Source organism: Jatrophihabitans sp. YIM 134969 (assembly GCF_054456675.1).
Genome location: NZ_JBTJEQ010000044.1, coordinates 1 through 12,765, shown reverse-complemented (window position 1 = coordinate 12,765; position 12,765 = coordinate 1). Strand labels below are relative to the sequence as shown.

Sequence of the window (12,765 nt, the reverse complement as noted above, 5' to 3'; positions counted from 1 at the left end):
CAGGTCGGGCCGAGCGCGATGGCCTAGGTTTGCGTGTCACAGCCCGTCACACGAGGGAGTGCGACCGTCATGACCGACCTCAGCGCCGTCCTGCTCGCGACCGCCGAGAAGTTCCCCGACCGGCCCGCCGTCAAGCTCGACGACGTCGTCCTCACGTACGCCGATCTCGTGGCGCAGGCGCGGAAGGTGGCGGGCGGGCTGCAGGCCGCGGGCATCGAGCCCGGGGACCGGATCGCCCTGGTGCTGCCCAACGTCCTCGCCTACCCGGTCACGTTCTACGGCGCCCAGTTCGCGGGCGCGGTGGTCGTCCCGCTCAACCCCCTGCTCAAGGCCCGGGAGATCGAGTACTTCCTCGAGGACTCCGGGGCCAAGGCCATCGTGGCGTTCGCGCCGATGGGCGAGGAGTCGGAGAAGGCCGCGGGTGTCACCGGGGCGTCGTTCCACCCCGCAGGCGTGATGGGCGCCGAGGACCTGCTCTCGGGCGACCCGCTGGGCGAGGTCGTCACCCGTGACGGCGGCGACGACGCCGTCATCCTCTACACGTCCGGCACCACCGGGCGCCCCAAGGGCGCGCAACTCACCCACGACAACCTGCGGATCAACGCGTCGGTCTCGGCGAACGACATCGTCACCATCACCGAGGACGACGTCGTCATGGGGTGTCTGCCGCTGTTCCACGTCTTCGGGTTGACGTGCGGGATGAACGCGGCGTTCTCGGTCGGCGCGGTCCTCACCCTCATCCCGCGCTTCGACCCGGCCAAGGCCCTGGAGGTCATCGGCCGCGACCGGGTGACGGTGTTCGAGGGCGTCCCGACGATGTACGGCGCGATGCTGCACCACCCGTCGCGGGCGGACGCCGACGTGTCGTCGCTGGTCACCTGCGCGAGCGGCGGCTCCGCGCTGCCGGTCGAACTGCTCAAGGCCTTCGAGGAGGCGTTCAACTGCGCGATCCTCGAGGGTTACGGCCTGTCGGAGACCTCGCCCGTGGCGTCGTTCAACATGCGCGCGGTGGGTCGCAAGCCCGGCACGATCGGGACCCCCATCCCGGGGGTCGAGATGCGGCTGATCGACGACGACTGGAACACGGTCGACGCGGGCACCGTCGGCGAGATCGCGATCAAGGGCCCCAACATCATGAAGGGCTACTGGAACAAGCCCGAGGCGACGGCGGAGGCGATCCGCGACGGCTGGTTCCGCAGCGGCGACCTCGCCACCGTCGACGACGAGGGTTTCTTCACGATCGTCGACCGCAAGAAGGACATGATCATCCGCGGCGGGCTCAACGTGTACCCCCGTGAGATCGAGGAGGTGCTGTACGAGCACCCGGCCGTCCTCGAGGCGGCGGTGGTCGGCATCCCCGACGACGAGTTCGGCGAACAGGTCGGTGCGGCGGTGTCGCTCAAGGAGGGCGCCGACGTCTCGACCGAGGAGATCATCGCGTTCGTCAAGGAGCGGGTCGCGGGCTACAAGTACCCGCGGCAGGTGTGGATCGTGGGCGAGCTGCCCAAGGGGCCGACGGGCAAGATCCTGCGACGCGAGGTCAAGGCGCCGCTGCCGGAGTAGTCGCGGCGGATAGGCTCCGGGACGTGCCGAACATCGTCCCGCCCCGGGTCCAGGTCATCGCCTGGACGCACTTCGAGACCCCGGCCGACGTGCCGTGGGACACCGACGCCGACGGCGGGCAGGCGCTCGCCGAGTTCGCCGGGCGGGCCTGCTACCAGAGCTGGAAGAAGCCCAACCCGGCGACGGCGACGAACAAGGGCTACCTGCACCACATCCTGCAGGTCGGCCACCTGTCGGTGCTCGAGCACGGCTCGGTGACGCTCTACCTCACCGGCATCAGCCGTTCGCTCACCCACGAGCTCATCCGGCACCGGCACTTCAGCTACTCGCAGCTCTCGCAGCGGTACGTGCCGGAGCGCGACGCCGCGATGGTCGAGCCCGACGTCATCGCCGAGGACCCCGAGCTGCACGCGAAGTTCCTCGAGATCACCGACGCCACCATCGAGGCGTACGGCGCGTTGCTCGAGGGCCTGGAGAAGAAGTTCGCCGACGTCGAGAACGGCACCTCGCGGCGCAAGCAGGCCCGGCAGGCGGCGCGGGCGGTGCTGCCGAACGCGACCGAGACCAAGATCGTCGTCACGGGGAACTACCGCGCGTGGCGGCACTTCATCGCGATGCGCGCCGCCGAGGCGGCCGACGTCGAGATCCGCGCGCTGGCGATCCAGTGCCTGCGGGCGGTCTCGGAGAAGGCGCCGAACGTGTTCGCCGACTTCGAGATCCTGACCCTGCCCGACGGCACAGAGGTCGCGGCCAGCCCGATGTCGACCGAGGGGTAGACGCTCTGCCCGGTCCCTACGGCCTGTTCGCAGGCCTCGCCACCCTCGACGTCGTGCACCACGTCGAGGCGGCTCCCGGTGCCGACGAGAAGGCCACGTCGACCCGGCAGGACGTCGCGGCGGGCGGCCCGGCCGCGGTCGCCGCGCTGGCGTTCGCCGCGCTGGCCGGGGCGCGACCCGGTACGCGCACCGCGTTGCTCACGGCGCTCGGCGGCCCGGTCGGACGCCTGATCGCCGCCGATCTCGCCGCGGGCGGGGTCAGCGTCCTCGACGCCAACGCGGGCGATCCCGAGTGGATGCCCGCGATCTCGTCGGTGCGCGTGAGCCCCGAGGGCCGCAGCATCACCTCACCCGACGCCTCCGACGCGCCGGTGCTCGCGCCGCCGCGGTTCGGGTCCGACCGGCCCGACGTCGTCCTGGTCGACGGCCACCACCCGACGCTCGCGCTGGCCGTCACAGCGTGGGCGGAGCAGGTCGACGCGCCGGTGGTGGTCGACCTCGGACGTCCGAAACCCGTGTTCGACACGGTGGTTCCCCGTGCGGACGTCGTGGTGGCCTCGGCCCACCACGTCGGCCGGCTCGACGAGCTGCTCGCCGCCGGCCCCGCGGCCGTGGCGGTCACCGCGGGGGCCGCCGCGATCACGTGGGGGACGCGCGACGGTCGACGAGGTGAGGTGGCGGTCGAACCGGTGGAGGTCGTCGACACCCTCGGCGCGGGCGACGTGTTCCACGGGGCCGTCGCCCACCGGATCGCCGAACGCGGGCTGCCCGCGGTTGTCGAGCAGTTCCCGGCCGTCCTCGACTGGGCGGCGCGGGTGGCGGCGGTCCGGGTCACGACCGTGGGGCCGCACGCCTGGCGGTCCGACCCACGCCTGGCGGAGCTGGCCGATGCCTGATCTCGACGAATTGGTGCAGCGTGCAACGGAGCTGGCGTCGGAGGGAGAGCGGCGGTTGCTCGGTGTCACGGGTGCGCCGGGCGCGGGCAAGTCGACCGTCACCTCGGCGATCGTCGACGCCCTGGGACCCGACCGAGCGGTGGTGGTGCCCATGGACGGCTTCCACCTCGCCGACCCTGTGCTGGTCGCGCTCGGGCGTCGCGACCGCAAGGGCGCGCCGGACACCTTCGACGTCGACGGTTACCTGCACCTGCTGCAACGGTTGTGTGGTGCAACGGACGTCGTCTACGCGCCGGTGTTCCGTCGCGAGCTCGAGCTGGCCGAGGCCGGTGCGATCGCCGTCGACCCCGCGGTGACCCTCGTCGTCACCGAGGGCAACTACCTGCTGACCTGGCCCGCGGTGCGCGACGTCCTCGACGAGACCTGGTACCTCGACGTACCCGACGCCGAACGTCAACGCCGGCTGGTCGAGCGGCGGCGGGGCTACGGCGAGGACGCCGACACGGCACGGCGGTGGGCCACCGGCTCCGACCAGCGCAACGCCGACCTCGTCGCCACGACCCGTCACCTCGCCGACCTCGTGGTCTCCGACCGGCCGCGCACCGGGTCGGCGTCGGTGCAGGCGACGCTCGTCGAGGCCGACCGTGACCGCGCCGTGTACGACCTGGTCGGCGAACCCACCGAGCCCGCCCTGCGCGTCGCGGTGTGGATCGACGCCCGTGGCCGCTACCGCAGCGACCCCCACCCCGACGTCGACACCCGCCGTTTCCTACGGGCCGGTCTGGCGGGCGCCGCCGGCCGGCGCGCGGAGACGGGGGAGTGGCCGGCCCGGTTCACCAGGCACTCCTGCTGAGGAACCCCTGTCACGCCCCCGGGCGGGACCCCCGGAACGTGGGGCCCGTGGATCTGAACGTGTTCAAGGCGACGTGACGCCGGGTGGACCGATGGGGAGGACGACGAGGTGACCAGCTCCGAACGCAGTGCTGAGACCGCGGCGGGCACGCCCGTCCAGCCGGACCCGGGGGCCGACGTCGCCGACGTGAGCGGCGCCGACACCTCGGTGACCAGCGGGAGGGGACACGACGTCGGCGCGTGGAGCCTGCAGTCCGGCGACGCGTCGTTGGTGTCGGGCTTGGTGGTCGACGACCTCGACGACGTCGCGCAGGTCTCCGCCATCCCGTCCATGCCCGGCATGTCGTTCCGCGGCGCGGGCGCGGACTGGTGGGAGGTCGGCGGGACCTACGTCGAACGCGGGTGGTTGCGCAGCAGCCGCGACCCACAGATCGGCACCTGGAACTTCGCGGGCGACGAGGTCGTGGCCCTGTTCGGGCCCAGCGGGCGCGACGTCGCCGGGCTCACCGACCATCCTGAGGAGCAGGAGACGGTGTTCCTGCCCGGCAGCCGCTTCACCGTGGTGCGCCGCGGTGACCTGCAGGGACTGTGGGTGACCGTCGTCCACGTCCACCGCGACGGTGACGACACGCCGCCGAGCCCGGACGTCAGCGACGAGGTCGTCCGGGTCGCGAGCGTCGTCGCGCGGGCGCGCACGCTGCCGCCGGCGCCGCCCGGCCGGCCCGGTCGGTTCGCCGGTCCCTTCGGCGAGCGGGCCTGACCGCCCGGCTGCGCCCCGCGCGGGCGCCGCGCCGGTAGATTCGACCCATGCTGATCGAAGGTGCGCGGGCCCCGTTCGGGCAGCTGCTGTCGGCGATGGTCACCCCGTTCGACGTCGCCGGCGGCCTCGACCTCGAGACCGCCCAGGCGCTCGCGACCTGGTTGGTCGACGAGCAGGGTCACGACGGCCTGGTCGTCAACGGCACGGGCGGCGAGGCGCCGACCACGACCGACACCGAGAAGGCGGACCTGGTCCGGGCCGTCGTCGAAGCGGTTGGCGACCGCGCGTCGGTGGTGGCGGGGGTCGGGACCAACGACACCGTGCACACCGTGCACCTGGCGCAGGAGGCGGCCAAGGCGGGCGCCGACGCCCTGCTCGTGGTCACCCCGTACTACAACAAGCCGCCGCAGGCGGGGATCGCGGCGCACATGACGGTCGTCGCCGACAGCACCGACCTGCCGGTGATGGTCTACGACATCCCCGGCCGCAGCGGCGTTCCGATCGATCCCGCGACGCTCGCGACCCTCGCCCGCCACGACCGGATCGTCGCGATCAAGGACGCGAAGGGTGACGTGTCGTCGTCCGCGCGGGTCATCGCCGAGACCGGGCTCGCGTACTACGCGGGCAACGACGCCGAGGTGCTGCCGTGGCTGTCGATCGGTGCCGTCGGGCTGGTCGGCACGGCGACCCAGCTGGTCGGCCCCGACACCGAGGCGCTGTTCGCCGCCTGGGACGCCGGGGTGCCGTCCGAGGCGCTGCGCCTGCACCGCAAGCTCTGGCCGATCCTCACCGGCATCTTCGCGACGCAGGGCGCGATCCTCGCCAAGGCCGGCCTGCGCCTGCTCGGCCGCGACACCGGCCCGGTCCGGCTGCCGCTCGTCGACGCCACCGAGCACGAGATCTCCCACCTGCGCGCGGACATGCGCGCCGCGGGCCTCGACGTCTGACACCACCCGCCCGGCACGTCGACCCGGTGGGGGGATCCGCGAGGCGCCGACCCGCGTGGCAGCAACCTCCAGCTGCACTCGACGGTTACGGTTGCGGGCGTGTCACCCACGCAGACGAAACCGCGTCCGTCCGCCCCCCGGCCGGCCACCCGGAAGTCGGCGGCGAAGCCCGCCGCCGCCAACGCGAAGGCGTCCGGACGCGGCAAGCCGGCCGCGAGCCCGCCGGCCGCCGCGATCTCGAGCGTGGTGGGCGGGATCTGGCGCGCCGGGGCAGGTGTCGCCGGCGGCCTCGCCCGCACCGTGGCCGCGGGCAGCGCCACCGCTCGTGACCTGCCGGCCGAGCACCGTCGCGACGGTGCCGCCTTCGGGGTGCTGGCCGTCGGGATCGTCTGGGCCGTCGCCATGTGGCTCGACGCCGCCGGGCCGGTCGGCCGGGCGCTCACCGCCCTGGTCCGGCTCGTGCTCGGCAACGCCGCGGGCTTGGTGCCGGTGGTGCTCGTCGTCGTCGCCGTCCACATGCTGCGGCAGGCCCCCAAGCCCGAGACCCGGGGTCGGGTCGCGATCGGGACCATCGCGTTCGGCTGGTCGGTCCTCGGCCTGCTGCACCTCTACTCCGGGTCCCCGGAGTCCGCCCGCGGCCGTTCGTTCGCCGGTGGCGAGCTGGGCTGGGGGATCGCCGCCCCGCTCGAGCACGGCCTCTCGGCCGACCTCGCCGTCCTCGTGCTGTTCCTGCTCGGCGCCTTCGGCGCGCTCGTGCTCACCGCCACCCCGCTGCAGGCGCTCGCCGCGGGCGCGGCCGACGCGTTCCGCTGGGGTCGCGAGCAGATCGCCGGCGCCCGGGCCGAGCGCGCCGCGATCCGGGAACTCGAGGCGGGCGAGGACGAGGACGTCTCGCCGTTCACCGCGACCGGTGCGTTGCCGCGTCTGGACGACGACGCCGCCGCGCCGCCGGAGGACCCGTTCGACGCCGACCTCCTCGACCACGACCCGTTCGACGACGCCGCGATCAACGGCGTGGTGGCCGAGCCGGTCGAGACGACCCCGGTCGCCAAGGCCGCCAAGGCGCGGGCGAAGAAGCCGATCCGCGCCACCCCGGCGGTGGTCGAGGAGGAGCCGATCCACCGGCCGCTCCAGCTGGAACTGGCCGGCGGCGCGGGGATGTACACGTTGCCGGACCCGGGGCTGCTCCACGAGGGCCCACCGCACCTCGAGCACACCCAGGCCAACGACGAGGTCATCGCGTCGCTGACCCAGGTGTTCGAGGAGTTCGGCGTCAACTGCGACGTCACCGGTTTCACGCGCGGCCCGACGGTCACGCGCTACGAGGTCACCCTCGGCGCGGGCGTGAAGGTCGAGCGCATCACCCAGTTGACCCGCAACATCGCCTACGCCGTGAAGAGCCCCGACGTCCGGATCATCAGTCCGATCCCCGGCAAGAGCGCGGTCGGCGTCGAGATCCCGAACACCGACCCCGAGGTCGTCATGCTCGGCGACGTCCTCAACTCGGCCGTCGCGACCCGCGACCAGCACCCGATGATGGCGGCGCTCGGCAAGGACGTCGAGGGCGGGTTCGTGGTCGCCAACCTCGCCAAGATGCCCCACCTGCTGGTGGCCGGCGCGACCGGCGCCGGCAAGTCCTCGTGCATCAACTCGCTGATCCTGTCGATCCTCACCCGCGCCACGCCGGACCAGGTCCGCATGGTGCTCATCGATCCCAAGCGGGTCGAGTTCGCCGCGTACCAGGGGATCCCGCACCTCGTCACGCCCGTCATCACGAACCCGAAGAAGGCGGCCGACGCGCTGCAGTGGGTCGTGCGCGAGATGGACATGCGGTACGAGGACATGGAGGCCACCGGCGTCCGCCACGTCGACGACTTCAACAAGAAGGTCCAGAACGGCGAGATCGTGCCGCCGCCGGGATCCGAGCGGGTCTACACGACCTACCCGTACCTGCTGGTCATCGTCGACGAGCTCGCCGACCTCATGATGGTCGCCCCGCGTGACGTCGAGGACTCGGTCGTGCGCATCACCCAGCTCGCCCGCGCCGCCGGCATCCACCTGGTCATCGCCACGCAGCGGCCGTCGGTCGACGTCGTCACCGGGCTGATCAAGGCCAACGTCCCGAGCCGGTTGGCGTTCAAGACCTCCTCGCTCGCCGACAGCCGCGTCATCCTCGACCAGCCCGGCGCCGACAAGCTGCTCGGCAAGGGCGACGCCCTGTTCCTGCCGATGGGCGCGAGCAAGCCCGCCCGCATCCAGGGCGCGTTCGTCACGGACAGCGAGATCAACGGGGTCGTCGCCCACTGCCGCCAGCAGCTGGAGCCGACCTACCGCGAGGACGTCACCGCGCCCGTCGGCGCCAAGAAGGAGGTCGACGGCGACATCGGCGACGACATGGAGCTGTTCATGGCGGCCGTCGAGCTCGTGGTCTCGACGCAGTTCGGGTCGACCTCGATGCTGCAGCGCAAGCTCCGGGTCGGTTTCGCCAAGGCCGGTCGGCTCATGGACCTCATGGAGAGCCGCGACATCGTGGGGCCGTCGGAGGGCAGCAAGGCCCGCGAGGTGCTGGTCGTCCCCGACGACCTCGACGGCCTGATGTACACGCTGCGCAACGGCGGAACTGTTGTTGACTACAACGATTCCTCGACCTCGGACGACGACGTCGACGAGTGGGGCGAGGGCGACGCCGGGCCGCAGGTGCGACCCGGCATCTGACCCGTCGCGGTCAGCGGCCGTTCGGCCGCTTGGTCGTGTTCTTGCTCGTGAGCTCGGCGACGCCCTTGGTCGTCGGCTGCGACATGTTGAGCTTGGGCTTCTTGGTCTTGGGCTTCTTGGCCTCGCGACCGCCCTTGTTCTTGCCGGCCATGTGGACTCCTCGACACCGGCGCGGAACGCACGACGTCTTCGGGACTCGGGTCCGGAACGGGCGTCGGAGGAAGCCGACCGCGACGGGTGGAACACCGACGCTACCCCCGCCAGTCGCGGCCGAGCTCAGAGCTCGAGCAGCATCCGGCTGTTGCCGAGGGTGTTGGGCTTGGCGTACTCGAGCCCGAGGAACTCGGCGACGCCCGGGTCCCAGGAACGCCGCAGGGCGTCGAACGCCTCGGCGTCGACCGGCGTGCCCTCGATCTCGACGAACCCGTGCCGGCCGAAGAAGTTGGTCTGGAACGTCAGCGCGAACAACCGCGACAGCTCGAGGTCGCGGGCCCGCTCGACCAGGCGGGCGAGGATGGCCGCGCCGATGTCGCGCCCGCGCCAGTCGGGGTCGACGGCGAGGGTGCGCACCTCGCCGAGGTCGCCCCAGAGCACGTGCAGCGCCCCGCAGCCGACGACGCGGTGGTCCGGTGCGGCGTCGTCCTCGCGCACGACGACGGTGAACTCCTGCACGTCCTCGTAGAGCGTCGACAGTTCCTTCGCCAGCATGCGGCGGCCGGACCCGGCGTACACGTCGACGAGGCGTTTGATCGACGGGACGTCCGAGGCGCGTGCGTGCCGCAGACGCAGAGCGGCGGGGGCGGACACCCGCGCGATCCTAGGACCCGTCGCGGACACGGCCGGGGCAGGCCGCGACGCGGGTACGCTCCCAGGCGTGTCGTCGTCGTCCGTGCCTGCCCCCGGACGACCGGTTCCGGGAGGTCCGGCCCGCCGCGCCGCGATCGTGACCCTCGGGTGCGCCCGCAACGACGTCGACTCCGAGGAGCTCGCGGGTCGGCTGGGCGCCGCCGGGTGGGAGGTGGCCGCCGGTGACGACGGCGCCGCGGACGTGGTGCTGGTCAACACGTGCGGGTTCGTCGACAGCGCCAAGAAGGACTCCATCGACGCCGTGCTCGAGGCGAGCGGAGGCACCGCCAAGGTCGTCGCCGTCGGCTGCCTGGCCGAGCGCTACGGCACCGAACTGGCCGAGCAGCTCCCCGAGGCCGCGGCCGTGCTCGGCTTCGACCGCTACGCCGATCTCGGCGACGCCCTCGACGACGTCGTGGCCGGTCGCGCCGTGTCCTCCCACACGCCGCGCGACCGCCGCACCCTGCTGCCGATCTCACCGGTCGCCCGCCCCGCGGCCGTGGCCGAGGTGGCCGTGCCCGGTCACGCGTGGCTGCCGACCGAACGACGCCGACTGTCCGACTCGCCGGTCGCGAGTCTCAAGCTCGCCTCGGGGTGCGACCGGCGGTGCACGTTCTGTGCCATCCCCGCGTTCCGCGGCTCGTTCGTCTCCCGCCCGCCGGCCGAGGTCCTCGCCGAGGCCGCGTGGCTGACCCGGCACGGCGCCCGTGAGATCACGCTGGTCAGCGAGAACTCGACCTCCTACGGCAAGGACCTGGGCGACCTGCGCGCGTTGGAGAAGCTGCTGCCGCAGCTGGCCGAGGTCCCCGGGCTGGCCCGGTTGCGCGTCGCCTACCTGCAGCCCGCCGAGGTGCGGCCCGGGCTGTTCGAGGCCATCGCCGCCACACCGCACGTCGCGCCGTACTTCGACCTGTCGTTCCAGCACGCCTCGGCGGCCGTGCTGCGCCGGATGCGGCGGTTCGGGTCGGTCGACGCCTTCGTCGACATCACCCGCCGCATCCGCACGCTCGCCCCCGAGGCGGGCATCCGCAGCAACGTCATCGTCGGGTTCCCCGGCGAGACCGAGGACGACTTCGCCCAACTCGTCGCGTTCCTCGAGGCGGGCCGTCTCGACGCCGTCGGTGTGTTCGGCTACTCCGACGAGGACGGCACCGAGGCCGAACACCTCGACGGCCACCTCGACCAGGACGAGATCGACCGCCGGGTCGAGTACGTCACGGCCATCGCCGACGAGCTCATGGCCCAGCGTGCCGAGGACCGCATCGGTGAGACCGTCGAGGTGCTGGTCGAGGAGGTCGACGGTGGGCTGACCGTCGGGCGGGCCGCCCACCAGGGACCCGACGGCGACGGCAGCATCACGCTGATCGACCTGCCCACCGCGGTGGCACCGGGCGACCTGGTGCTCGCCGAGGTCGTCGCCGCGGAGGGCGTCGACCTGGTCGCCGCGGCGCGGGTGACCGCCGGGGCCGGGGTGCCCCGGTGACCCGCGCGAGCGGACTGCACGACGCCACGCCGTCGGACCCCTCCGAGGGCGACCCGGCGGCCCACCGGCTGCGGCCGGTCGCCGCGGGCCTGCCGCCGCTGCCGCCGCCCAAGCCCGACCCGATGGCGGACCCCGCCGACCCGGTGTCGGCGATGAACGTGGCCAACTACCTCACGGTGCTGCGGATCGCGCTCGTGCCGGTGTTCGGGGTGTTCCTCTGGCACGGCGACGGCACCTCCGACGCGTGGCGGGTCGCCGCGTTCGTGGTGTTCGCCGTCGCCGCCCTCACCGACCGCCTCGACGGCGAACTCGCGCGGCGCCGCAACCTGGTCACCGACTTCGGCAAGCTCGCCGACCCCATCGCTGACAAGGCCCTCATGGGCACGGCCCTGTTCGGGTTGAGCTCCCTGGGGTTGCTGTGGTGGTGGGTGACGGTCGTCGTCCTCGTCCGCGAGTTCGGCATCACCGCGCTGCGGCTGTGGGTGCTGCGGCACGGCGTCCTGCCCGCGAGCCGCGGCGGCAAGCTCAAGACCTTCCTGCAAAGCGTGGCGATCGGGCTGCTGGTGCTGCCCCTGCCCTCCAGCGGTCGGATCCTCGCCGACGTCGTCATGGCTGCGGCGCTGGTGGTCACGGTCGTCACCGGGGTCGACTACGTGGTCAAGGCGCTGCGGTTGCGGCGCACCCCCGTCAGCACCGCCGCGTGACCGGCCCGGCAGGGGTCCCCGACGCCATCGTCGAGCTCCACCGCCTGCTGCGGTCGCTGGGGCGGACCGTGGCGGTCGCCGAGTCGCTGACCGGTGGCCTGCTGGCCGGAGCGCTCACCACGCCCGGTGGCGCGTCGGACGTCGTGCGCGGGGGACTGGTGGTCTACGCCACCGACCTCAAGGCGCGTCTCGCCGGCGTCGACCCGGACCTGCTCGCGGCCCGCGGCGCGGTCGACCCGGACGTCGCGGTCGAGCTCGCCCGGGGTGTCCGGGAGCGGTTGTCCGCCGACTACGGCCTCGGGATCACCGGTGTCGCCGGGCCCACGGAGCAGGACGGCCGTCCGGTCGGCACCGTGTTCCTCGCGGTCGCGGGGCCCGACGGCGAGACCGTCGCCGAGCGGGTGTTCGCGGGCGACCGTGCGGCCATCCGCGCGGCGAGCGTGCAGGCGGCGGTCGACCTGCTCGCCGGCGTCTGCCGCGCTGCCGCCGCACCCTGAGCGGGGTCGGCGCAGGGTCGGGAACACCGATCCGGGGTGAGGCGTTGGAACGGTCAGATGAGCACCGTCACGGCTGCGGCCGACATCCCCGTTCCCACCAGCACGATCCCGCCCGGCACCGCCGGGTACCGTGAAGACACGGCCCCTCCCGGCTCCCGCCGAGCGGTCGGCCGCACCGCGAAGGAGGCCCGCCCGTGACCGTGTTGCGTCAGGTGATCGGTGAGACCCTCCGTGCGGTGCGCCTGCGTCGCCGGCAGACCCTGCGTGAGGTCTCGCAGAAGGCCCGCGTGAGCCTGGGCTACCTGTCCGAGGTCGAGCGCGGCCACAAGGAACCCAGCTCCGAACTGCTCGCCTCCATCTGCGGCGCCCTCGACATCGAGATGTCGGAGTTGCTCCGTGAGGTGACCGACGTGCTCTACCGCGAGGAGCGAGTGGCGCGTCAGCAGGCGGTCGTGGGTGTCGCCCCGCTGCGGGCCGCGCGCCCCGGTGGTCCCACCCCGGCCGTCAGCGGCCTGGGCGGGCGTCCGGCCGCCTGAGCCAGGACCCGGCGCGCCGCCCCCGGGCGGTCGGCCCCGGGCAGTACCGTCCGTCCATGACCGACGTCGCGACTGCCCTCACCCTGTCATCTCGACGGGCTCTCGGGTGCGCTGACCGGCACCCGGTGCCACCCCGTCGGATCCCGCCCGCCGCCCCGTGTCAGGATCGGCGCATGGGTGATCGGTACAC

Annotated in this window: 13 protein-coding genes; 11 read left to right on the top strand and 2 right to left on the bottom strand. The window is 73.0% G+C overall.

Annotation, left to right across the window (positions count from 1 at the left end; genetic code table 11):
* Positions 1 to 69 precede the first annotated feature (69 nt).
* From ACXR2U_RS18975 to ACXR2U_RS18945, 7 genes are all read left to right on the top strand, one after another.
* Positions 70 to 1,563, top strand: a complete 1,494-nt coding sequence (locus tag ACXR2U_RS18975; protein ID WP_458826641.1) for a long-chain-fatty-acid--CoA ligase — start codon at positions 70 to 72, stop codon at positions 1,561 to 1,563.
* A 23-nt stretch (positions 1,564 to 1,586) separates the two neighbouring features.
* Entirely contained in the window at positions 1,587 to 2,339 is a 753-nt protein-coding gene (gene thyX, locus ACXR2U_RS18970; protein ID WP_458826640.1) for an FAD-dependent thymidylate synthase, read from the top strand.
* 53 nt (positions 2,340 to 2,392) lie between these two features.
* Positions 2,393 to 3,235, top strand: a complete 843-nt coding sequence (locus tag ACXR2U_RS18965; protein WP_458826639.1) for a PfkB family carbohydrate kinase — start codon at positions 2,393 to 2,395, stop codon at positions 3,233 to 3,235.
* Entirely contained in the window at positions 3,228 to 4,088 is an 861-nt protein-coding gene (locus ACXR2U_RS18960) for a nucleoside/nucleotide kinase family protein (protein WP_458826638.1), read from the top strand. Before ACXR2U_RS18965 ends, ACXR2U_RS18960 begins: the two co-directional genes overlap by 8 nt.
* A gap of 108 nt (positions 4,089 to 4,196) precedes the next feature.
* Positions 4,197 to 4,847 carry a hypothetical protein gene (locus tag ACXR2U_RS18955; RefSeq protein WP_458826637.1) on the top strand — a complete coding sequence of 217 codons (651 nt, stop codon included), beginning with the start codon at positions 4,197 to 4,199 and terminating at the stop codon, positions 4,845 to 4,847.
* A gap of 47 nt (positions 4,848 to 4,894) precedes the next feature.
* Positions 4,895 to 5,794 (top strand): 4-hydroxy-tetrahydrodipicolinate synthase, encoded by a 900-nt coding sequence (gene dapA / locus ACXR2U_RS18950; protein WP_458826636.1) that lies wholly within the window; start codon positions 4,895 to 4,897, stop codon positions 5,792 to 5,794.
* Positions 5,795 to 5,893: 99 nt separating this feature from the next.
* Complete coding sequence (locus ACXR2U_RS18945; RefSeq protein ID WP_458826635.1) at positions 5,894 to 8,509, top strand: DNA translocase FtsK; 2,616 nt, start codon at positions 5,894 to 5,896, stop codon at positions 8,507 to 8,509.
* Between the two features lie 10 nt (positions 8,510 to 8,519).
* Here the strand turns inward: ACXR2U_RS18945 and ACXR2U_RS18940 are convergent, their stop codons facing one another.
* Complete coding sequence (locus ACXR2U_RS18940) at positions 8,520 to 8,660, bottom strand: hypothetical protein (RefSeq protein WP_458826634.1); 141 nt, start codon at positions 8,658 to 8,660, stop codon at positions 8,520 to 8,522.
* 125 nt (positions 8,661 to 8,785) lie between these two features.
* Positions 8,786 to 9,316, bottom strand: coding sequence for an amino-acid N-acetyltransferase (locus tag ACXR2U_RS18935; RefSeq protein ID WP_458826633.1), 531 nt, complete (start codon positions 9,314 to 9,316; stop codon positions 8,786 to 8,788).
* Between the two features lie 82 nt (positions 9,317 to 9,398).
* On the opposite strand from ACXR2U_RS18935, the gene rimO reads away from it, so the two are divergent.
* The 4 genes from rimO (at position 9,399) to ACXR2U_RS18915 (ending at position 12,575) form a co-directional block, all read left to right on the top strand.
* Positions 9,399 to 10,838 (top strand): 30S ribosomal protein S12 methylthiotransferase RimO, encoded by a 1,440-nt coding sequence (gene rimO, locus ACXR2U_RS18930; RefSeq protein ID WP_458826662.1) that lies wholly within the window; start codon positions 9,399 to 9,401, stop codon positions 10,836 to 10,838.
* Positions 10,839 to 10,960: 122 nt separating this feature from the next.
* Positions 10,961 to 11,542, top strand: a complete 582-nt coding sequence (gene pgsA / locus ACXR2U_RS18925) for a CDP-diacylglycerol--glycerol-3-phosphate 3-phosphatidyltransferase (protein WP_458826661.1) — start codon at positions 10,961 to 10,963, stop codon at positions 11,540 to 11,542.
* Positions 11,539 to 12,039 carry a CinA family protein gene (locus ACXR2U_RS18920; protein WP_458826632.1) on the top strand — a complete coding sequence of 167 codons (501 nt, stop codon included), beginning with the start codon at positions 11,539 to 11,541 and terminating at the stop codon, positions 12,037 to 12,039. Before pgsA ends, ACXR2U_RS18920 begins: the two co-directional genes overlap by 4 nt.
* A 194-nt stretch (positions 12,040 to 12,233) precedes the next feature.
* A complete protein-coding gene (locus ACXR2U_RS18915; RefSeq protein ID WP_458826631.1) occupies positions 12,234 to 12,575 on the top strand; it encodes a helix-turn-helix domain-containing protein in 342 nt (113 codons plus the stop codon).
* Positions 12,576 to 12,765: the final 190 nt, after the last annotated feature.